This is a genomic window from Cupriavidus sp. BIC8F, from assembly GCF_032465815.1.
GTDB classification, from domain to species: Bacteria; Pseudomonadota; Gammaproteobacteria; order Burkholderiales; family Burkholderiaceae; genus Cupriavidus; species Cupriavidus necator.
The window spans coordinates 2709818-2729641 of record NZ_CP136094.1; the positions used below are offsets into that span (position 1 = coordinate 2709818).

Annotated in this window: 20 protein-coding genes; 12 read left to right on the forward strand and 8 right to left on the reverse strand. The window is 68.2% G+C overall.

Going from position 1 to position 19824, the window contains the following annotated elements:
- The first annotated feature begins 43 nt into the window (after positions 1 to 43).
- Both RS901_RS12640 and RS901_RS12645 read left to right on the forward strand, forming a co-directional pair.
- Entirely contained in the window at positions 44 to 1036 is a 993-nt protein-coding gene (locus RS901_RS12640) for an HpcH/HpaI aldolase/citrate lyase family protein (RefSeq protein WP_316149093.1), read from the forward strand.
- Between the two features lie 86 nt (positions 1037 to 1122).
- On the forward strand, positions 1123 to 1914 hold the full coding sequence (locus RS901_RS12645; RefSeq protein ID WP_316149094.1) for a GntR family transcriptional regulator: 792 nt from the start codon (positions 1123 to 1125) through the stop codon (positions 1912 to 1914).
- On the opposite strand, the gene RS901_RS12650 is transcribed toward RS901_RS12645, so the two are convergent.
- Together RS901_RS12650 and RS901_RS12655 are read right to left on the reverse strand one after the other, a co-directional pair.
- Positions 1889 to 2050, reverse strand: coding sequence for a LysR family transcriptional regulator (locus RS901_RS12650; protein WP_316149095.1), 162 nt, complete (start codon positions 2048 to 2050; stop codon positions 1889 to 1891). The genes RS901_RS12645 and RS901_RS12650 overlap by 26 nt on opposite strands.
- A gap of 79 nt (positions 2051 to 2129) precedes the next feature.
- Positions 2130 to 3683 (reverse strand): long-chain fatty acid--CoA ligase, encoded by a 1554-nt coding sequence (locus RS901_RS12655; RefSeq protein WP_316149096.1) that lies wholly within the window; start codon positions 3681 to 3683, stop codon positions 2130 to 2132.
- Between the two features lie 246 nt (positions 3684 to 3929).
- Between RS901_RS12655 and RS901_RS12660 the strand changes: the two genes are divergently transcribed.
- The 8 genes from RS901_RS12660 (at position 3930) to RS901_RS12695 (ending at position 12503) form a co-directional block, all read left to right on the forward strand.
- Positions 3930 to 4688 (forward strand): IclR family transcriptional regulator, encoded by a 759-nt coding sequence (locus RS901_RS12660; RefSeq protein ID WP_316149097.1) that lies wholly within the window; start codon positions 3930 to 3932, stop codon positions 4686 to 4688.
- Positions 4689 to 4877: 189 nt separating this feature from the next.
- Positions 4878 to 6503 (forward strand): ABC transporter substrate-binding protein, encoded by a 1626-nt coding sequence (locus RS901_RS12665; protein WP_316149098.1) that lies wholly within the window; start codon positions 4878 to 4880, stop codon positions 6501 to 6503.
- A 33-nt stretch (positions 6504 to 6536) separates the two neighbouring features.
- Positions 6537 to 7508, forward strand: a complete 972-nt coding sequence (locus tag RS901_RS12670) for an ABC transporter permease (protein ID WP_316149099.1) — start codon at positions 6537 to 6539, stop codon at positions 7506 to 7508.
- Between the two features lie 51 nt (positions 7509 to 7559).
- On the forward strand, positions 7560 to 8516 hold the full coding sequence (locus tag RS901_RS12675; RefSeq protein ID WP_316149100.1) for an ABC transporter permease: 957 nt from the start codon (positions 7560 to 7562) through the stop codon (positions 8514 to 8516).
- Between the two features lie 10 nt (positions 8517 to 8526).
- Positions 8527 to 9489, forward strand: coding sequence for an ABC transporter ATP-binding protein (locus RS901_RS12680; RefSeq protein WP_316149101.1), 963 nt, complete (start codon positions 8527 to 8529; stop codon positions 9487 to 9489).
- Entirely contained in the window at positions 9486 to 10445 is a 960-nt protein-coding gene (locus tag RS901_RS12685) for an oligopeptide/dipeptide ABC transporter ATP-binding protein (RefSeq protein ID WP_316149102.1), read from the forward strand. Before RS901_RS12680 ends, RS901_RS12685 begins: the two co-directional genes overlap by 4 nt.
- A gap of 169 nt (positions 10446 to 10614) precedes the next feature.
- Complete coding sequence (locus tag RS901_RS12690; RefSeq protein ID WP_316149103.1) at positions 10615 to 11652, forward strand: porin; 1038 nt, start codon at positions 10615 to 10617, stop codon at positions 11650 to 11652.
- A 2-nt stretch (positions 11653 to 11654) separates the two neighbouring features.
- A complete protein-coding gene (locus RS901_RS12695) occupies positions 11655 to 12503 on the forward strand; it encodes an N-formylglutamate amidohydrolase (protein WP_316149104.1) in 849 nt (282 codons plus the stop codon).
- Between the two features lie 13 nt (positions 12504 to 12516).
- Here RS901_RS12695 and RS901_RS12700 read toward each other — a convergent pair whose 3' ends face one another.
- From RS901_RS12700 to wrbA, 3 genes are read right to left on the reverse strand one after another with little or no spacing between them, the layout of a single operon-like run.
- Positions 12517 to 13935 carry an FAD-binding oxidoreductase gene (locus tag RS901_RS12700; protein ID WP_316149105.1) on the reverse strand — a complete coding sequence of 473 codons (1419 nt, stop codon included), beginning with the start codon at positions 13933 to 13935 and terminating at the stop codon, positions 12517 to 12519.
- Positions 13936 to 13954: 19 nt separating this feature from the next.
- Positions 13955 to 14362 carry a DUF2069 domain-containing protein gene (locus RS901_RS12705; RefSeq protein ID WP_316149106.1) on the reverse strand — a complete coding sequence of 136 codons (408 nt, stop codon included), beginning with the start codon at positions 14360 to 14362 and terminating at the stop codon, positions 13955 to 13957.
- The gene (gene wrbA / locus RS901_RS12710) at positions 14359 to 14961 is read right to left on the reverse strand and encodes an NAD(P)H:quinone oxidoreductase (protein WP_316149107.1); all 603 of its coding nucleotides are present in this window, start codon (positions 14959 to 14961) and stop codon (positions 14359 to 14361) included. Before wrbA ends, RS901_RS12705 begins: the two co-directional genes overlap by 4 nt.
- A gap of 166 nt (positions 14962 to 15127) precedes the next feature.
- Between wrbA and RS901_RS12715 the strand changes: the two genes are divergently transcribed.
- Positions 15128 to 16474 (forward strand): YihY family inner membrane protein, encoded by a 1347-nt coding sequence (locus tag RS901_RS12715; protein ID WP_316149108.1) that lies wholly within the window; start codon positions 15128 to 15130, stop codon positions 16472 to 16474.
- Positions 16475 to 16507: 33 nt separating this feature from the next.
- Here RS901_RS12715 and RS901_RS12720 read toward each other — a convergent pair whose 3' ends face one another.
- The 3 genes from RS901_RS12720 to RS901_RS12730 all read right to left on the reverse strand — a co-directional run bounded on the left by RS901_RS12720 (position 16508) and on the right by RS901_RS12730 (position 19062).
- Positions 16508 to 16825, reverse strand: a complete 318-nt coding sequence (locus RS901_RS12720) for an Mpo1-like protein (protein ID WP_316149109.1) — start codon at positions 16823 to 16825, stop codon at positions 16508 to 16510.
- 102 nt (positions 16826 to 16927) lie between these two features.
- Positions 16928 to 17752, reverse strand: coding sequence for an alpha/beta fold hydrolase (locus RS901_RS12725; protein ID WP_058696867.1), 825 nt, complete (start codon positions 17750 to 17752; stop codon positions 16928 to 16930).
- Positions 17752 to 19062 (reverse strand): O-acetylhomoserine aminocarboxypropyltransferase, encoded by a 1311-nt coding sequence (locus RS901_RS12730; RefSeq protein WP_316149110.1) that lies wholly within the window; start codon positions 19060 to 19062, stop codon positions 17752 to 17754. Before RS901_RS12730 ends, RS901_RS12725 begins: the two co-directional genes overlap by 1 nt.
- Positions 19063 to 19302: 240 nt before the next feature.
- Between RS901_RS12730 and RS901_RS12735 the strand changes: the two genes are divergently transcribed.
- On the forward strand, positions 19303 to 19749 hold the full coding sequence (locus RS901_RS12735) for a CBS domain-containing protein (RefSeq protein ID WP_013956299.1): 447 nt from the start codon (positions 19303 to 19305) through the stop codon (positions 19747 to 19749).
- The last annotated feature ends 75 nt before the right edge of the window (positions 19750 to 19824 follow it).

The following is a 19824-nucleotide window of genomic DNA, read 5'->3' on the forward strand; positions in this document are numbered from 1 at the left end:
CGGCTTGCACTCCCATTCCAACATCCGTTTCCAGGAGTCATCCATGACCACCACCCATCCGCGCGACGCACTCTTTGCCGGCGAGAAATCCTTCCCCGTGCTGGCCGCGTGCGAGCACTTTGCCGGCAGCGAGAAGCTGATCGGCAAGGCCTTCGACCTGCAGGTCGAGTACGGCCCCGTCTTTGACGTGACCTGCGATTGCGAAGACGGCGCCGCCGCCGGCCAGGAGCGCGAGCACGCCGCCATGGTGGCGCGCATGATCGCGTCGGAGCGCAACCGCCACGGCCGCGCCGGCGCGCGTATCCATGATCCCGCGCATCCGGCCTGGCGCCAGGACGTCGACATCATCGTGGGTGAGGCCGCCAGCCGCCTGGCCTATATCACCGTGCCCAAGGCCACCAGCCACCAGCAGGTCGCCGAGGTGATCGAATACATCGGCCAGGCCGCGCGCAAGGCGGGCCTTGGACGCGAGATCCCGGTCCACGTGCTGGTGGAAACGCATGGCGCGCTGCGCGATGTGTTCCAGATTGCGACGCTGCCCAATATCGAGGTGCTGGACTTCGGCCTGATGGATTTCGTCAGCGGCCACCACGGCGCCATCCCGGCGGCGGCGATGCGCAGCCCCGGCCAGTTCGAGCACGCGCTGCTGGCGCGCGCCAAGGCCGACATGGTGGCCGCGGCGCTGGCCAACGGCATCGTGCCGGCGCATAACGTCTGCCTGAACCTGAAGGACGCCGAGGTGATCGGCGGCGATGCCACGCGCGCGCGCAATCAGTTCGGCTTTCTGCGCATGTGGAGCATCTATCCCGCGCAGATCCTGCCCATCGTCAATGCCATGCGCCCCGATTTCACCGAGGTGGAGGACGCGGCCGGCATCCTGTGCGCGGCGCAGGATGCGGACTGGGGCCCGATCCAGTACAAGGGCGAGTTGCATGACCGCGCTACCTACCGCTATTTCTGGGGCGTGCTGGAGAAGGCCAAGGTCACCGGCATGACGGTGCCGGCCGAAGCCGACCAGCGCTTCTTCGCGGCCTGAGCCGCGCGGTCCCGGGGCACCGCCGCCGCTTGTCTTACAATGCGCGGACCCATTTTCATGCAGCGGCCCGGAGCCATCTCATTGCCATGCGCAACCAACTGAACGACAAGCGGGCAGAAGCACCGGCGACGCCGGGCGGGACGGCCTCGACCCGCTACGCCGAGCTGGCCAGCACCCTGGTCCGGGATATCGTCGAGGGCCGCCGCGTGGTCGGCAGCCTGCTGCCGACCGAGCATGAGCTGGCCGAACAGCATGGGGTCAGCCGCCATACCGTGCGCGCGGCGCTCAAGCTGCTGCAGGACTGGGGCTATATCTCGCGCAAGAAGGCGGTGGGGACCATCGTCGAGAGCGCCAACCCGGACGCGTCGTACACCCAGTCGTTCGGCACCGCCGAAGACCTGGTGCGGGTGGCAGCCACCGAGATCCGCAGCATCGAGGCGGTGCGCAGCGTCACGCTGGACCGCGCCGAGGCCCGCGTGCTGGAGGCGCCGATCGGCAGCGAATGGCTGCGTTTTTCCGGCACGCGGGTCGATGCCCGCAAGGGCAGCACACCGGTGGCGCGCGCCGACATCTACATCGACGCCTCGCTGGCGCACTTGGCGGATACCATCCGCAACAACCCCAGGCTGCTGGTCAGCGCGCTGATCGAGCGCGATTGCGGCGTGGCCATTGCCGAAATCCGGCAGGTCATCCACGGCGTGCTGATCGATGAGCGCCTGGCAAGGGTGTTGGGCGCCGAGCCGGGTTCGGCCGGCCTGCGGCTGATCCGCCATTACAAGGACGCGCAGGGCAGGATCCTGGAGATCACCGACACGATCTATCCGGCGGACCGGGTGACCGTGGCGTTCCAGCTCAAGCGCAGCCGGGTGCAGCTGTAACGGCTGCGCCCAGCCGGCGCTTCAGGTCCGCCACGCTCTTGGTGACGGCTGACTGGGTCACGCCGACGGCATCCGCGGCTTTCGAGAACGATCCAAACCGGCCAACTGCAACCGCTTGCCTGAGTCGGGCATCCATGTTCCTGTCCTTCGGGGCGCGTCTGATGTGACAGCAGGGCAGGGACGCGGCCCGAAGGTGTCAAGGCATCACGCGGCGCTCAGTTCACCGCGCGCGTCTTGCCGTCCCAGTGCGGCGCGCGCAGGTCGCGCTTGAGGATCTTGCCCGCGCCGGACAGCGGCATTGCCTGGCGGAACTCCACCGTCTTGGGGCACTTGTAGCCGGCAATATGCGCGCGGCAATGTTCCTGGATTTCCGCTTCGGTCGCCTGCATGCCCGGCTTGAGCACCACTACCGCGTGCACGGCCTCGCCCCATTTCTCATGCGGTACGCCGATCACGGCGCTCATCGCCACGGCGGGGTGGCGGCCGAGCACGTTCTCCACTTCCGCGGAATAGACGTTTTCGCCGCCGCTGACGATCATGTCCTTGAGGCGGTCGACGATAAAGATATAGCCCCGGTCATTCATGTAGGCGCCGTCGCCGGTGTGCAGCCAGCCGTCCTGCAGGGCCTTTGCAGTGTCTTCCGGGCGGTTCCAGTAGCCGGGCGTGACGCCGGCGCTGCGCACCCGGATCTCTCCCACGGTGCCGCGCGGCACCTCATTGCCCTCGGGGTCGACGATCTTCACTTCGATGCCGATGCCGGCGCATCCGGCGGACAGGTGCAGGCCCTGCGCCCGCGCCGCGGGGCTGTGGTTCTCGGGCGGGTTGGTGGTGACGATCATGGACTCGGTCATGCCGTAGGAGTGAGCGAAGTCCACGCCCGGCAGCTTCTCCATGGTCTGTTCCAGCACGGCTGCGCTGATGGCGGAAGCACCGTAGCCCAGGCGGCGCACACTGCTGAGGTCGCGCTTCGGGAAATCGGGATGGCTGATCAGCATCTGGATCATGGTCGGCACCAGCGCCAGTTCGGAAATGCGCTCGCGCTCGATGGTCTCCAGCATCTCGCGCGGCTCGAACATCGGCATGATCACGTGCGTCTCGCCCGCCAGGAACTGGTTCAGCACGCGCGACATCGACGCAATATGGAAGAACGGGTTGGCATGCAGGGCCCGGCCGCCGCGCAGCGGCGGGGTATCCGCCATGCGCTGCAGGCAGCCGCACCACAGCGTGCTGTGGGTCTGCATCACGCCCTTGGGGAAACCCGTGGTGCCGCCGGTGTACATGATGACGGCAAGGTCGCCGCCGCCGCGCTGGGCGTCGGGCACCGGGGCGCTTTGCGCGACCAGTTGCTCGAACGACAGCATGCCGTCGGGCGCATTGCCGTCGCCGGCGTGGATCAGCACTGGCGCGCGTTTGGCCGTGTCGCGGATGCCCGCGGCCATCGGCAGGAACTGGTCGTCGATCACCAGGATGCCGGTATCGCAGTCATCCAGCGAATAGACCACTTCAGTCACGCTCCAGCGCACATTGATCGGATTCAGCACGCCGCCGCCCCACCAGGCAGCCATGGCGTACTCGAGGTAGCGATCCGAATTCAGCGCCAGGATGCCGACGCGGTCGCCCGGCTGCATGCCGAGCGCTTGCAGCGCGCCGGCCAGGCGCGCCACGCGGTCGCCGAATTCACGGTAAGTGCGGTGCCGGCCGCGGAAGATGGTGACGACTTGGTCGGGCTGTTGCTGCAGGGAGCGGTGCAGGGCTCTGGTCAGGTACAAGGCTGTCTCCGATATCTTTGCATGAGGTGCGGCGAGTACTGCCGATCATAAGCCGAGGTTTGCATTCGAAATTACCAGATTGTGGAATTCGCAGGTGATGCTCCCATCGCCGGAGGCTCTGCCTGATTCATCTTCCTTCGGGGCGCTCCTGAATCGCCTGTCCGTGCGACGCAGTGCATACCGAGTGCTTGCGGCGACCGCTACAATCCGCGATGGGACATTTACGAACATTGCGAAGAAGGATCGATGACCTACATCGTTGAAGCGGTGGATGAAGCCTTGGGCTTGCTGATGCTGGTGGCCGAGCACCCATCGCTGGGCGTGACCGAACTGGCGCGGCGGGCCGGGCTGACCAAGGCACGCGCCTTCCGCCTGCTGACCACGCTGGAGCACCGCGGCCTGATCGCGCGCGAGTCGACGGCGGCGGTCTACAAGCTCAGCTACAACGCGCTGCTGGTGGGCAATGCCGCGCGCGAGCAGTTCGACCTGGTCAAGCTGGTGGCGCCGCGGCTGGCGGCGATCGGCGCGGCCTGCGGCGAGAACGTGATCGTGCGCGTGCGCGATGGGCTGGAGTCGGTGTGCGTGGCGCGGCATGAGTCGACGCAGTCGGTGCGCGTGCATACCGAGATCGGCAACCGCCGGCCGCTGCATGTGGGGGCCTCCGGCAAGCTGCTGCTCGCCTTTGCCGCGCCCGAGGTGCTGGACGCCGTGCTGGCACAGCAGCTTGAACGCTTCACCGCCAAGACCATCATCGAACCACAAGCCCTGCGCGACGAGCTTGCGGCGATCCGCGCCGCCGGCTATGCCGTATCGCTCGGCGAGCGCGATGCCGATGCCGTCTCTGCAGCCGCGCCGCTGCGCGACCACAGCGGTGCGGCAGTGGCGTCGCTGAGCATCGCCAGCCCGGCCAGCCGGACCACGCGGGAGGCGCTGGACCGACATGTGGCGATGGTGGTGGCGGAGGCCGCCGCGCTGTCACGCGCGCTCGGCCATACCGGCAGCTGAACCCGGCTGGGCGCGGCAGGACCGCGCAATTTCCCGACATCTCAAAAGCGGCGCTTCGGCGCCGCTTTTTCTTTGCCCGCGTGAATCACAGGGGTAAACCCTGCTTATCGACACCGGCTTCGATGTCTTATCCTTCGATACGCGGTATCACTGAATGAAACATTGTTTCGAGAAACGAACCAGATCCCCATGTCTCACCTTGCTGTCCACCTGGCGTCACGTATCGCCGCTGCCTTGGCTGCGTTCGCGCTGCTCGCGACCGGCCACGCCGCGCATGCCGCCGACCTGCGCATCGGCTACAAGGCCGAGATCAGCGCGGCCGATCCCCACGTCCTGGACGCCGCTGGCCGCAACCTGTGGGGCCACGTGTACGAGACCCTGGTCGGCCTGGACAATGCGCTACGCCCGGTGCCCCAGCTGGCAACGGCATGGCGCCAGCTGGACGACCGCAACTGGGAATTCCAGCTGCGCCCAGGCGTGCGTTTCAGCAACGGTGAGTCATTCACTGCCGAGGACGCACGCTACTCGATCGAGCGCGCCGTGAAGCTGCCCGGCGCGCGCACCTTCCGCACTTACCTGAAGTCGGTTGCAGCGGTAGAGGTGACGGGGCCGCTGACGCTGCGCGTGCGCACGCGCTCGCCCAATCCGCTGCTGCCGCAGAACGTCGGCATGGTGGCGATGCTGCCGCGCTCGCTCGGAAAGGCCGTGCGCGAGGCCGACTTTGCCCATGGCAGTGCCAGCATCGGCACCGGCCCATACAAGCTGGTGGCCTGGGAGCACGGCCAGCAGCTGACGCTGGCGCGCAATCCGGGCTACTGGGGCGCACCCCAGCCGTGGCAGCGGGTGGTGTTCCAGTTCATCCCGAAAGAGCCGGCGCGGGCCTCGGCGTTGCTGTCGGGGCTGGTGGATGTGATCGACGCCTCGTCGGCCAGCATCGCCGAAGCCTTTGCGCGCACCAATGGCCGCATCCGCACCGTATCGGCCACCTCGTACATGCTGAACTACCTGCAGCTGGATCAGGCGCGCGCAGTGTCGCCTTATGTGCAGGACAACGCGGGCCAACCGCTGGCGGCCAATCCGTTGCGGGACGCCCGGGTGCGCCAGGCCATCAGCCTGGCCATCGACCGCGACCTGATCGCGGCGCGCGTGACCAAGGGCGATTCCGTGCCGGCCGGGCAGATGGTGCCGCAGGGCTTCTTCGGCTTTGCCCCGGCCGTGCCGGCGCCGCGTGCCAATGCCGCCCGGGTGCGCCGCCTGCTGGCCGAGGCGGGCTATCCCGAGGGTTTTCGCCTGACGCTGCATTGCCCCAACGACCGCTACCTGAACGACGCCAAGACCTGCGAGGCGGTGGGGCAGATGCTGACCCGCGCCGGCATCCGCACTGAGGTGCGCACGCTGCCGTATTCGGTCTATATCACCCGCGCCACCTCGGGTGGCGAGGGCGGCAAGCCTGAGTTCAGCGCCTTCCTGCTCGGCATCGGCGCGGTCAGCGGCGATTCGCTGGAGCCGCTGGTGGCGGTGGCGCATGCGCAGGACAAGGCCGCCGGGCTGGGCGCCAACAATCGCAGCGGCTATGCCAACGCGGCAGTGGATGCGCTGATCGAGGAATCGATGCACACCATGGCGCCGGCACCGCGCGACCAGGTGCAGCAGCGCGCGGCCGAGCAGTTGGCCGCCGACGCGGGCATCGTGCCGCTGCATCACCTGCGCGCGGCGTGGGCCTATCGCGACGGGCTCGCCGTGCAGCCGCGCAGCGACGGCTTCACCTATGCCAGCAATATCCGCCCGGCGCCGCCCGCCGCCCCGCAACGCTGATCCGCGCCACGGACTATCCGGCCCTTGACCATCATGTTCGAAACCCTTCTCAAACGGCTGCTGCAGAGCCTTGTGGTGCTGTGGATCATGTCGGTGCTGACCTTCTGCGCGGTCAACCTGATCGGCGACCCGGTGCACTTGCTGGTCAGCCCCACCGCCACCGAGCAGGAAATCACCGAGGCGCGCCACGCGCTCGGCCTGGACCTGCCCATGCCCCGGCAATACCTGCGCTTCCTGCAGGGCGCCCTGCACGGCGACCTGGGCGATTCCTTCATCTACAACCGGCCGGCGATCGAACTGATCGTCAGCCGCGTGCCGGCCACGCTGGAACTGGCCGTGACCGCGCTGCTGCTGTCGCTGGGCATCGGCATCCCGATGGGCGTGTTTGCGGGCCTCAAGCCGCATAGCCGGCTGGCGCGGACGCTGATGGCGTGCTCGCTCGGCGGCGTGATCATGCCGACGTTCTGGATCGGCATGATCGGCATCCTGGTGTTCTCGGTGAACCTGGGCTGGCTGCCATCGGGCGGGCGCGGTCCGGTCAGCACGGTGCTGGGCGTGCCGCTGTCGGTGACCAGCTGGGAAGGCATCCGTTTCCTGCTGCTGCCGGCGCTGACGCTGTCGCTGTTCAAGATCTCGCTGGTCGCGCGCCTCACTGAGGCCGGCACGCGCGAAGTGGCGGGTCAGGAGTACATCAAGTTTGCCCGCGCCAAGGGCGTGGGCGGCGCGCGGCTGGTGCTGCGCCACGTGGTGCCCAACGTGCTGATCCCGATCGTCACCGTGGTCGGCCTGGAGTTCGGCCACCTGATCGCGTTCTCGGTGGTGACCGAGTCGGTGTTCTCCTGGCCCGGCATGGGCAAGCTGATCATCGATTCGGTGCTGGCGCTGGACCGTCCGGTGGTGGTGGCCTACCTGCTGGTCACGCTGGTGCTGTTCGTGGTGCTGAACCTGGTGGTCGACCTGCTCTACGTGGTGCTGGACCCACGCCTACGGCACAAGCCGGCCTAGCCAGCGCGTCCGCTGCCGCTTTTCTCCCTGCAAAAGAACGAGACTGAACCGATGTCCCTGCCTGTATCTGAAGCCGACACTGCCGTGCCTGCGCTTGCGCCGGCCGCGGCGGAACCGGCACCTGCCGCCGCGCCGCCTGCGGCACGGCCTTCGCTGCTGCGGCGCTTTTGCGCCAACCGCGTCTGCGCCGCTGCGCTGGCATTGCTGGTGGCGCTGCTGCTGGTGGCCGTGCTGGCCCATGTGATCAGCCCGCAGAATCCCTATGACCTCGCCACGGTGTCGGTGATCGATTCCGAATTGCCGCCGGGCAGCGTCGGCTATGAAGGCCAGTCGCACTACTGGCTGGGCACCGACGGCGCCGGGCGCGACCTGCTCAGCGCCATCTTCTACGGCATCCGTATCAGCGTGGGCGTTGGCGTGATCAGCGCGGTGGTGGCGCTGATGGTCGGCAGCGTGGTGGGCCTGGCCGCCGCATACTTCGGCGGCGTAGCGGATGCCGCCATCATGCGCGTGGTCGACCTGCAGCTGAGCCTGCCCGCGGTGCTGGTGGCGCTGATCCTGCTGGCGGTGCTGGGGCAGGGCGTGGACAAGACCCTGCTGGCGCTGGTGATTGTGCAGTGGGCCTACTTTGCCCGCACCGTGCGCGGCGCGGCGCAGGTGGAGCGGCGCAAGGAATATGTCGAGGCCGCGCTCGGCCAGGGGCTGCCGGCGCTGCGCGTGATGTTCCGCCATATCCTGCCCAATTGCATGGCGCCGCTGGTGGTGACCGGCACGCTTCAGATCGCGCATGCGATCACGCTGGAGGCCACCATGAGCTTTCTCGGCATCGGCCTGCCGCGCACGCAGCCGTCGCTGGGCATGCTGATTGCCAATGGCTTCGAATACATGCTGTCGAACAAGTACTGGATCAGCATCTTCCCGGGCGTGGCCCTGGTGCTGCTGATCGGCTCGATCAACCTGGTGGGCGACCGCCTGCGCCGCGTGCTCAATCCGCGGCTGGAAGGGTAAGGAGCCCGGCATGGCACTACTGGAAGTTACCGGCCTGAGCACCAGCTTCGCGTTCGCGCGCGGGGCGGTAAAGGCGGTGGATGGCGTGTCGTTTGCGCTGGAGCCGGGCGAGATCCTCGGCATCGTCGGCGAGTCGGGCTCGGGCAAGTCGGTGACGGCGTTTTCGCTGATGAACCTGCTGGACCCACCCGGGCGCGTCACTGGCGGTTCGGTCCGCTTCAAGGGACAGGAGCTGCTGGCGTGTTCGCCGCGCCAGTGGCAGGCGCTGCGCGGCGACCGCATCGCGATGGTGTTCCAGGATCCGATGATGTCGCTCAACCCGGTGATGCGCGTGGGCGACCAGCTGGCCGAGACCGTGCTGGTGCATCACCGCCGCACCCGCGCGCAGGCGCATGCGCAGGCAGTGGATGCGCTCACGCGCGTAGGCATCCCGGCGCCGGAGGAGCGCATGCGCGCCTATCCGCACGAGCTGTCGGGCGGCATGCGCCAGCGCGTGGCGATCGCCAATGCGCTGATCAACCGCCCGGACCTGATCATTGCCGACGAGCCTACCACCGCGCTGGACGTCACCATCCAGGCGCAGATCCTCTACGAGATGAAGCAGCTGGTGCGCGAGACCGGTGCCGCCGCGATCTGGATCAGCCATGACCTGGCCGTGGTCAAGGACCTGGTCGACCGCGTCTGCGTCATGTACGCCGGCAGGGTGGTGGAGCAGGGCCCGGTCGCGGAGCTGATCGAGCGGCCGCTGCACCCCTATACACGCGGGTTGCTGGATTCGCTGCCCACGCCGGCCATGCGCGGCGAAACGCTGCGCGCGATCCCGGGCGCGGCACCGGCGCTGGCCGCGCTGCCGCCAGGCTGCGCCTTTGCGCCGCGCTGCCCGCGCGCGCAGGACGCTTGCCGCCAGGCACCCCCTGAAACCACCGTGCGCGGCCGGACGCTGCGCTGCTTTTTTCCCCCGGAGGCGGCATGACAGTCATGCTCGAAGCGCGCAACCTGCAGAAACGCTTCTCGCTGAAGCCCGGCCTGCTCGGGCGCATGGCTGGCAAGCCGATGCAGGCGGTGCATGCCGTCAACGATGTCTCGCTGCAGGTGAGGAAGGGCGAGGTGCTCGGCGTGGTGGGCGAGTCCGGCTGCGGCAAGTCCACGCTGGGGCGCATGCTGGCGGGGCTGCTGCCGCAGACGGGCGGCGAGATTGCGTGGGAAGGCAGGCGCGCCGATATCGCGTCGCCCGGCTATCACCGCGCCGTGCAGATGGTGTTCCAGAACCCCTATGCCTCGCTCAACCCGCGGCTGCGCATCGGCCAGGCCATTACCGAAGGCGCGGTCTACCACGGCATGGTCAAGCGTGCGCGCGCGGCGTCGTTCGCCGGCGAACTGCTGCAGCAGGTGGGGCTTGATCCCAGCTACGCCGGGCGCTTCCCGCATGAGTTCTCCGGCGGCCAGCGCCAGCGCGTGGCCATTGCCCGCGCACTGGCGCTGCGCCCGCGCCTGCTGATCTGCGACGAGGCCGTGTCAGCGCTCGACGTCTCGGTGCAGGCGCAGATCATCAACCTGTTCATGCAGCTGCGGCGCGAGCACGAACTGACCTATGTCTTCATCAGCCACAACCTGGCGGTGGTGGAGCATATGTCGGACCGCGTGGTGATCATGTATCTGGGCCGCATTGTCGAGAGCGGCGCTGCGCGCGACGTGTTCGCCGCGCCCAACCATCCCTATACCCGTGCCCTGCTGGCCGACGCGCCGCGCCTGGGCGCCAGCCCGCCCGCGCACCAGCCGATCCGCGGCGAGCTGCCCAGCCCGCTGGCGCCGCCCACGGGCTGCGCCTTCCATCCGCGCTGCCCGCATGCGAGCGCGCGTTGCGCGGCCGAAGTGCCGGTGCTGCGCGATATCGGCGCAAGGCTGTCCGCCTGCCACTTGAATGACTAGATAGCCGCCGCCCGGCGCGGCCAGCCCACGCTCCCCCCGTGCATCGATGCCATCCCGCCCCGCGCGGGGCGCGGGGGAGGGTGCGCGCTGCGCGGGCAGATAGCGCGGCAGCCGGGACCACCCGAGGGGGACTTGTGCGTTGGCACACAACAGGAGAGGGAGCAGAAGGATGAAGTGTATCCAGACCAAGAGCGCGCTCGGACGCGCCTGCATCGGCGGCGCGCTGGCGCTGCTGTCGGCCGCGGCCGACGCATCGGTGACGCTGTACGGCCGCCTCGACACCGATATCGAATACCAGAAGGGGCCGGACGGCCGCGCCACGCAGATGACCGACAACGCCTCGCGCTGGGGCATGCGCGGCAGCGAAGACCTGGGCGGAGGCTTGCGCGCCGCGTTCGGGCTGGAGCAGGGCTTTGCCGCCGACAGCGGCACGGCCACCAACCCGCTGTTCCGCAATGCCTTTGTCGGACTGCAGGGCGGCTTCGGCGCGATCGCGCTGGGGCGGCTGGATTCTGCCACCATCGTCGGCTCGCCGATCTATTCGCAGGTGACGCAGAACATCGACTTCGTCATCCACGATGCGGGCGCTACCGCCATCGGCACCAAGGTGCTGAACTCGCGCAACCGCGTGTCGAACGCGCTGGGCTATGTGACGCCGGAGTTCGGCGGCTTTTCAGTGCGGGCGCGCGTGAACCTGGCGGGACCCGATCCGGCCGCACCCAACGCCAGGTCGCCGGTGCAGGCCGAGGACGACTTCCGCCAGTACGACCTTGGCCTTAACTACGCCGCCGGCAACTTTGCCGCGGGCGTGGGCTATTCGCGCGATGCCAAGACCGGCGGGCTGGTGGCCAATGATTTCCGCGACAAGGTGCAGGCCGCGGCGTCGTACGACTTTACCGTGGTCAATATCTACGGCATCTACGGGCGCGACCGCTACGCGGGCACTGCCGCCACGCGCACCGACGTGCCTTACTGGCTGGTTGGCTTCACCGTGCCCTATGGCCCGCACAAGCTCACCGTGAACTACATGGAGCGCGCGGTGCAGCGCGACCCGCAAGGCAGGCTCAAGAAGGTGCAGGCCGGCTATGGCTACAGCCTGAGCAAACGCACCATGCCCTACGTCTTCTTCGATCGCGAGGATCCCAACTCGCACAAGCCCGGTGGTACCGTGACCACGGTCGGCATCGGCATCCAGCACAAATTCTGATAATGGCGCTTCCTTATTCGCTGACTGAACCGGCTGGCGCGGCGCTGCCGCTGGTGGTGGACTCCCCGCACAGCGGGCTGGTGCATGCCGAGAACCTGCCGCTGGCGGCACCCCCGGAAGCCCTGCTGACGGGCTGGGACGCCTATGTCGACCAGTTGTTCGCGCATGCGCCGATGGTGGGCGGCACGCTGCTATGCGCGGGCTTTCCGCGCTGGATGGTGGATGTCAACCGCGCCCGCGACGACATTGATCCAGCCCTGATCGACGGCGCCATGCCCTATGCGGTGCAGCCCAGCGACAAGTCCGGGCGCGGCATGGGCGTGCTGCGCCGGCTGGCGCTGCCGGGCGTGCCGGTGTACGCCGCGCCGCTGTCGCCGGACATGGCGGAGTATCTGCTGAAGACCTACTACGATCCCTACCACGGCGCGCTGTCCGGCCTGCTGGCGCAGCACCATGCGCGTTCGGGCGCGGTGTGGCATATCGACTGCCATTCGATGAAATCGCGCGGCAATGCGATGAACGTGGATAACGGTGCGGAGCGGCCGGATTTTGTGATCAGCAACGGCGACGGCGCCACCTGCTCGCCGGCGTTTATCGAGCTGGTGGCGCAGTGCCTGCGCGGCTGCGGCTACCGGGTGGGCATCAACTGGCCGTACAAGGGCGCGGAGCTGATCCGCGCCTATGCCGACCCGGCGCGCGGCCGCCACAGCCTGCAGATCGAAATCAACCGCGCGCTCTATATGGACGAGGCAAGGTTCTCGCAGCACGGCGGCTTCGCCGTGCTACGCGGCCATCTCGACCAGTTGCTGGAGGAGGTGGCGGCATATATCCGCGAGGCACTGGCGCGATGATGGCGCGGCGCGCTCAGATCACCTTGCCGGGATTCATCAGCCCCTGCGGATCGAGTGCGCCCTTGATCGCGCGCATCATCGCCAGCTCGACCTCGCTCTTGTAGAGCCGGTTTTCCTCGCGCTTGAGCTGGCCCAGTCCGTGCTCGGCGGAAATCGAGCCGTTATGCGAGCGCACGCTGTCGTGCACGATGCGGTTGACCTGGTCCTGGTGGGCCAGGAAGGCATCATGGTCGACGCCTTCCGGCGGCGACACGTTGTAGTGCAGGTTGCCGTCGCCGAGGTGGCCGAAGGTCACCATGCGCGCGCCGGGGAAGGCGTTCTGCAGCAGCGCGTCGGTGGTCTCGATAAAGTCAGCCACGCGCGACACCGGCACGGCGATATCGTGCTTGATGTTCTTGCCGTCTTCCACCTGCGCCAGCGGGATATGCTCGCGCAGGTTCCAGAAATCGCGCGACTGCTGCACCGATTCCGCCACCACCGCGTCGGCGACCACGCCGGCATCGAAGGCGGCCGACATCATGGTTTCGAAGATGCCGCGCGCATGGGCTTCGCTTTCGCTGTCGGACAGTTCCAGCAGCACCAGCTGCGGGTGGATGTCTGCGAACGGATAGCGCAGCTGCGGGAAGTGCCGCGTCACCAGCGTCATGCTGAGCGCGGACATCAGCTCAAACCCGGTCAGCATGGCGCCCGCATGCGATTGCGCGATGGCCAGCAGCGCCAGCGCGGCGCGCGGGCTCTGCACCGCGGCCAGCGCGGTGACCGAGGCGCGTGGCAGCGGGAACAGCTTCATCACCGCCGCGGTGATGATGCCCAGTGTGCCTTCGGCGCCGATAAAGAGGTCGCGCAGGTCGTAGCCGGTGTTGTCCTTGCGCAGCCCGCGCAGACCGTGCCAGATCTCGCCCGACGGCGTCACCACTTCCAGGCCCAGGCACAGCTCACGCGTGTTGCCGTAGCGCAGCACCGCGGTGCCGCCGGCATTGGTCGACAGGTTGCCGCCGATGGTGCAGCTGCCTTCGGCCGCCAGGCTCAGCGGAAACAGCCGGCCGTGCTCGCGCGCCACGTCCTGCAGGTGCTGCAGCACCACGCCGGCCTCGACCGTGATGGTGTTGTTGAGCGGATCCACCTGGCGGATGCGGTGCAGCCGCTGCAGCGAGATCACCACCTGCTCCTGCCCCGCCACCGGCGTGGCGCCGCCGCACAGTCCGGTGTTGCCGCCTTGCGGCACCACGGCGATCTGGTGCGCATGGCAGGCATGGACCACCTCTGCGACCTCCTCGGTGGTGCCGGGGCGCAGCACCGCCAGCGCCTCGCCGCGATAGCGCTTGCGCCAGTCGGTCAGGTAGGGCGCCTTGTCGGCTGCATCGGTCAGCACGTGCTGCGCACCCAGCGCGGCGCGGCACAGTGCGAGGAAGGAGTCTTGATGCGAGGTCATGGCGATGGCGGAATGAGGGTCAGGACTTGGGCGCGGCTGGCTTGCCGGCCGCCCGGGCGCGGCGCTTGTAGGGGCGCAGGTACAGGATGGTGCTGGTGAAGTACACCAGCGTCAGCGCCACCTCCACCCACGCCAGCGTGGACGAGGGCGCGCGGTCGCTGGTGGCGCGCACGATGCCCTCGGTGAAGAACAGCAGGATCAGCATCGACGACCACTGCATGGTGTAGCGGTTGCGCGTCAGCACGCCGCGCAGCGGCAGCAGCAGCGGCAGGAACTTGATGATCAGCCACGACCCCCCGGGGCGCAGCGGCGCCAGGAACCATTCCCAGGCGATGCACAGCACCATCAGCGCCAGCAAACTGCCCACGCTGAACCGGTACAGCCAGGGGCTGTGCAGCGCCTGGTCGCTCTCGGGGATGGGGCTCATGCCGCGTCTCCCGCCAGGCGCAGCGCGGTCCGCGCCAGCCGCCGGCCCATGGCGATGGCCAGTCCCGACTCGTCTTCCGTGACCGGGCCGCGGTTGTCGCCGTGGGCATGGTGGCTGGGGCCGTAGGGCGTGCCACCGGAGGCCGTGGTCATCAGGCCCTTCTCGGAATACGGCAGGCCCAGGATCAGCATGCCGTGGTGCAGCAGCGGCAGCATCATCGACAGCAGCGTGGTTTCCTGCCCGCCGTGCAGGCTGCCGGTGGCGGTGAACACGCAGGCCGGCTTGCCGGTCAGCGCACCCGACAGCCACTGCGCCACGGTGCCGTCCAGGAAGTACTTCATCGGCGCGGCCATGTTGCCGAAGCGGGTGGGGCTGCCCAGGGCCAGGCCGGCGCATTCCTCCAGGTCGCGCAGCTCGGCATAGGGCGGGCCGTCGGCCGGGATATCGGACGCGGTGGCCTCGCACACGGTGGAGACCGGCGGCACCGTGCGCAGCCGGGCCTGGGCGCCGGGGACGCTGTCGATACCGTTGGCAATCAGTTCGGCAAGTTTGCGGGTGCTGCCGTGGCGGCTGTAATACAGGACGAGGATGTCGGTCATGGAGCGGGATGGCCGGCGGTGGCGGGGTGGTGTTGCGCGAAGGGTGCCGGAAGCAATGCGCGTATTATAGATGCGCCCCCCGCGCCATCTCCCATCGGCTTCGCGCCCCCGGTGCCGCGGGCCGCCTGTTTATCCGTCAGAACCAGATCCAGGAGGTTGTTTGCGCATGATTGGACCCCGCGTTGCCCGCCTGCGCCGGGAATGGAACCTGCAGAAGGTACGCGCCCTGGCGCGCTATGCGCTGCGCCGCGCCGGCGAAGACCGGCTGCCGCAGGTCTCGGCCAGCCTGACCTTCACCACCGTGCTGGCCGTGGTGCCGGTGCTGACGGTGGCATTCGCGCTGCTGGCCGCGTTCCCGGTGTTCCGCGACTTCCGCAACGCAATCGAGGCGTTCCTGTTCCAGAACCTGATCCCCGGCAACGTCAGTGAGTCGATCCAGCGCTACCTCGGCATGTTCGCCAAGAGCGCGCGCGGGCTGACCGCAATGGGCCTGGGCGGGTTGATGGTCACCTCGGTGCTGACCATGCTGACCGTGGAAGACGCGCTCAACGCGATCTGGCGCGTCAAGCAGCGTCGCCCGCTGGCGCAGCGGGTGCTGGTGTTCTGGGCGGTGCTGACCTTCGGGCCGGTGCTGATCGGCGCGAGCCTGTCGATCAGCTCTTACCTGATCTCGGTCTCGGCGGGCTATGTCGGCACCATGCCGGTGGGGCTGGGGCTGCTGGTGGGCGCGACGCCGGTGCTGCTGTCGGCGCTGGCCTTCGCCTTCCTGTACACGGCGGTGCCCAATGCCTATGTCGAATGGCGCGATGCCATCGTGGCGGGCCTGGTGGCGGCGATCGCGTTTGAGTTTGCCAAGCGCGGCTTCGGCTACTTCATCACGCATATCCCGACTTACACTGCGGTCTATGGCACCTTCGCGGCGCTGCCCATCTTCCTGCTGTGGATCTATCTGAGCTGGCTGGTGACGCTGCTGGGCGCGACCATTGCCGCCAACCTGCCGGTGGTCCGGCAGGGCTATTGGCGCCGCCGGACCTTTGCCGGCAGCGAGTTCTTCGACGCGCTGGGCGTGCTGCTGCTGCTCTACCGCGCGCGCGACGAGGTGCCGCGCAGCGTCGGGGAACTGGACCTGGGCCGCAAGCTGCGGGTCGAGGCTGATTACCTGTCGGGCCTGCTGGGCAAGCTCAAGGCCTTGCACCTGATCGGACGCCTGCAGCAGGAGCGTGGCCAGGCCCACTGGGCGCTGCTGTGCGATCCGTCGCAGGTGACGCTGCGGACGTTGCATGACCGGTTGGTGCTGAACCTGCCGCGGCTGCCGCGCACGGCGCTGGCGCAGCAGCTGCGCGGCGCCGATGCGCTCAAGTCGATCCTGGACAATCCGCAGCTGGATCAGACGCTGGAGGCGGTGTTCCGGCAGCAGCCGGCCGATCTGCCGCCGACTGAAGGGGATGGGGGGAGCCACCCGCAGCGGCGCACGCTGGAAGTGGTGCCGCCGGGCTGGCATGGGCAGGTGTAAGGCCCCGGACCAGCCCTGCGACAGTGAAGTTGCTCAGAAGGGAATCCTGCCCCGCCAGATATCGGCATACATCACCCAGTCCCCCATCAGGCTGTAAAGCGGATGCCGGAACGTCGCCGGCCGGTTCTTCTCGAAACCAAAGTGCCCGACCCAGGCAAAGGCGTAACCTGCCAGCACAGCGGCCAGCAGCCACCACGCATTGCCGGTAACCACCAGCGCCACCAGGCACAGCAGCGCGACCGTCGACCCGGCAAAATGCAGCCGCCGGCAGGTACGGTTCTGGTGTTCGTTCAGGTAGTAGGGGTAAAAGGCCGCGAAGTTCTCGAACTCGCGCGCGCGGGCGTGGGCCATGGCTGTCTCCGGCAGGTCTTGTTTTGTGCAGTGTAGACCTTCTGCGCCGAGGTGTCGGATGGCTGGCTGCCGGCGTGGCCGGCCAGCCATCCGGGGCCTGACTCAGCCGGCCGCGACCACCTTGCGCGCAAACGCCGCCAGCGCGTCCAGCACTTCATCGGGGCGTTCGCCCATCAGCGCGTGGCCGCACGGCACCGTGACCAGGCTTGCCTTGGCCATCTTGCCGGCCAGCGCCTGGGCCGCCTTGGGCGACGTCATCATGTCCTTGGTGCCGGTGATGAACAGTGCCGGGCAGGCGACCGCGGCCGCGGCCTCTTCGCCATGGGCGTAGGCATTGCAGGCCGAGAAGTCATTGTGGAACACATGGGCCTGCGGGTTGTTGCGCGACACGCGCTCCATCAGCCGCTGGCTGCCGCCGTGCATCCACGCGCCCGGCCCGGGCGAAGACGGCTTGTTGGCCAGGCTCGAATGCGACCAGGTGTTGACCATGGCGATGGCCTCGCCCTCGCGGTTGAGCGAAGCGTCCAGCAGCGCGTCCGAGACCTTCATCGGGTAGGCCGTCGCCAGCAGGCCGATGCCGCGCACCGCCTGCGCATGCCGCGCCGCGCATTCCAGCGCTATCAGCGAGCCCATGCTGTGGCCGAACACGAAGGCCGGCGCCTTCACGCCGGCAGCCGCCACCAGCGCCATGACCCAGTCGGCCATGGCCTCGACGGTGGCCAGCGGCGCGCCCTTGCTGCGGTTGTGGCCCGGCAGGTCCACCGCCAGCACCGAGAAGCCGTGGTTGGCAAACCAGCGCGTCTGCAGGGCCCACACGCTGTGGTCGTTCTGCGCGCCGTGGACGAACACGGCGCAGGGCAGGGCGGGATCGAAGGGTTTGCCGCCGGTATAGGCGTAGGCCGGCTGGCCTGCAATGGTCAGTTCCATCAGGCTTGCCCTCCCTTGCCACTCATCGCCTTCTCGGCCGCCTTCAGGCCGCGCTTGAGATCGTCGATCAGGTCATCCGGGTCTTCCAGCCCGATCGACAGCCGGATCGTGCCCTCGGTGATGCCGGCCGACTGCAGCGCCGCCGCGTCCATGCGGAAGTGCGTGGTCGAGGCCGGGTGGATCACCAGCGAGCGCGCGTCGCCGACGTTGGCCAGGTGCGAGAACAGCGACATGCTCTCGATAAAGCGCTGGCCGGCCACGCGGTTGCCCTTCAGGTTGAAGCTGAACACCGCGCCGCAGCCGCGCGGCAGCAGGCGCTTGGCCAGTTCGTAGTCGGGGTGCGATTCCAGTTCCGGGTAGGACACCGACTCCACCATCGGGTGCGAGACCAGGAACTGCACCACCTTGCGAGTGTTGTCGACATGCCGGCTCATGCGCAGCGGCAGCGTCTCCACGCCCTGCAGCAGCTGCCAGGCGGCCATCGGGTTCATGCAGGCGCCGAAGTCGCGCAGGCCCTCGCGGCGCGCGCGCAGCAGGAAGGGCGCCACCGTGCTTTCCTCGGTGAACACCATGTTGTGGAAGCCCTCGTACGGCTCGGACAGCTCCGGGAAGCGCCCGGAGGCCTCGAAGTCGAAGGTGCCGCCTTCGACCAGCACGCCGCCGATGGTGGTGCCGTGGCCGCCCAGGAACTTGGTGGCGGAATGGTAGAGCAGGCCGGCGCCATGGTCGAACGGGCGCAGCAGGTAGGGCGTGGTGAAGGTGGAATCCACCAGCAGCGGGATGCCGTTGTCCTGGCCCAGTTGCGCGAGCGTGGGGATATCCAGCACGTCCAGCCCCGGGTTGCCCAGGGTCTCGCCGAACAGCAGCCGGGTATTGGGCCGGATCGCCGCGCGCCAGGCGTCGAGGTCGCGCGCCTTGACAAAGGTGGTCTCGATGCCGAAGCGGCGCAGCGTGTAGTGCAGCAGGTTGTGCGAGCCGCCGTACAGCGCCGACGAGGCCACCACGTGCGAGCCCGCGCCCATCAGCGTGGCCACCGCCAGGTGCAGCGCGGCCTGGCCCGAGGCCGTGGCGATGGCGCCGGCACCGTTCTCCAGCGCGGCGATGCGTTCCTCCAGCACGGCCACGGTGGGGTTGGAAATACGGGAGTAGACGTGCCCCGCGCGCTCCATGTTGAACAGCGACGCGGCGTGCTCGCTGTCGCGGAACACGAAGGACGTGGTCAGGTGGATGGGGGTGGCGCGGGCCCCGGTGGCGGGGTCTGGCGCGGCGCCGGCGTGCAGCGCCAGCGTGTCGAATCGGGTTCCGGACATGGTCGGTCGGCCTTGAGTTGTCTCCGGCCAGCATCGTAGCACCGTGCGCCCGCCGACGCCCGCAAACCGGCCTCCCGCTTTACTTTGACGGGGAGTTTGGGCTAGGATCGGCCAACGGGGCGCTACGATGCAGAGTGCGCCCGCACACCCATAGACAGATAACAATGTGACCGGTATCGCCCCCTGTGCCCCCCGGCCGGAGCGATGCCCTCAGTTTGAGCGCAGGCAGCGGAGACCAACATGAAAGTCAGCGACATCCTCCAGATCAAGGGCAATACGCTCTATACCGTGACGCCTGACACCTCCTTGCTGGTAGCCGTCCACACCATGGCCGAGCACGATATCGGCTCGCTGGTGGTGATGGAATACGGCGACCTGGTCGGCATGCTGACCTTCCGCGAGATCATCGAGACACTGGCCCGCAATAATGGAAACGTCGGCAGCACCAGCATCCGCAAGGTGATGGACGATGCGCCGCTGACCTGCACCATGGAGACCGACGTCAACGAAGTCCGCCGCATGATGCTGGAGCGTCACACCCGCTACCTGCCGGTGCTCGACAACCGCACGCTGATGGGCGTGATTTCCTTCTACGACGTCGCCAAGGCCGTGGTCGAGGACCAGAGCTTCGAGAACAAGATGCTCAAGGCCTATATCCGCGACTGGCCGGAAGAGCGCGCCGAGTGATGGCGCCGGGCCGCCCGGGCTGAAGCTTCCTTCGGAAATACCCTCGGTTGGCGCCACGCGGCCGCGGCGGGGTGG

Coding starts and splice junctions, on each gene's coding strand:
- RS901_RS12640 (WP_316149093.1), top strand. CDS start 44: ATGACCACCACCCATCCGCGCGACGCACTCTTTGCCGGCGAGAAATCC.
- RS901_RS12645 (WP_316149094.1), top strand. CDS start 1,123: ATGCGCAACCAACTGAACGACAAGCGGGCAGAAGCACCGGCGACGCCG.
- RS901_RS12650 (WP_316149095.1), bottom strand. CDS start 2,050: ATGGATGCCCGACTCAGGCAAGCGGTTGCAGTTGGCCGGTTTGGATCG.
- RS901_RS12660 (WP_316149097.1), top strand. CDS start 3,930: ATGACCTACATCGTTGAAGCGGTGGATGAAGCCTTGGGCTTGCTGATG.
- RS901_RS12665 (WP_316149098.1), top strand. CDS start 4,878: ATGTCTCACCTTGCTGTCCACCTGGCGTCACGTATCGCCGCTGCCTTG.
- RS901_RS12670 (WP_316149099.1), top strand. CDS start 6,537: ATGTTCGAAACCCTTCTCAAACGGCTGCTGCAGAGCCTTGTGGTGCTG.
- RS901_RS12675 (WP_316149100.1), top strand. CDS start 7,560: ATGTCCCTGCCTGTATCTGAAGCCGACACTGCCGTGCCTGCGCTTGCG.
- RS901_RS12680 (WP_316149101.1), top strand. CDS start 8,527: ATGGCACTACTGGAAGTTACCGGCCTGAGCACCAGCTTCGCGTTCGCG.
- RS901_RS12685 (WP_316149102.1), top strand. CDS start 9,486: ATGACAGTCATGCTCGAAGCGCGCAACCTGCAGAAACGCTTCTCGCTG.
- RS901_RS12690 (WP_316149103.1), top strand. CDS start 10,615: ATGAAGTGTATCCAGACCAAGAGCGCGCTCGGACGCGCCTGCATCGGC.
- RS901_RS12695 (WP_316149104.1), top strand. CDS start 11,655: ATGGCGCTTCCTTATTCGCTGACTGAACCGGCTGGCGCGGCGCTGCCG.
- RS901_RS12700 (WP_316149105.1), bottom strand. CDS start 13,935: ATGACCTCGCATCAAGACTCCTTCCTCGCACTGTGCCGCGCCGCGCTG.
- RS901_RS12705 (WP_316149106.1), bottom strand. CDS start 14,362: ATGAGCCCCATCCCCGAGAGCGACCAGGCGCTGCACAGCCCCTGGCTG.
- wrbA (WP_316149107.1), bottom strand. CDS start 14,961: ATGACCGACATCCTCGTCCTGTATTACAGCCGCCACGGCAGCACCCGC.
- RS901_RS12715 (WP_316149108.1), top strand. CDS start 15,128: ATGATTGGACCCCGCGTTGCCCGCCTGCGCCGGGAATGGAACCTGCAG.
- RS901_RS12720 (WP_316149109.1), bottom strand. CDS start 16,825: ATGGCCCACGCCCGCGCGCGCGAGTTCGAGAACTTCGCGGCCTTTTAC.
- RS901_RS12725 (WP_058696867.1), bottom strand. CDS start 17,752: ATGGAACTGACCATTGCAGGCCAGCCGGCCTACGCCTATACCGGCGGC.
- RS901_RS12730 (WP_316149110.1), bottom strand. CDS start 19,062: ATGTCCGGAACCCGATTCGACACGCTGGCGCTGCACGCCGGCGCCGCG.
- RS901_RS12735 (WP_013956299.1), top strand. CDS start 19,303: ATGAAAGTCAGCGACATCCTCCAGATCAAGGGCAATACGCTCTATACC.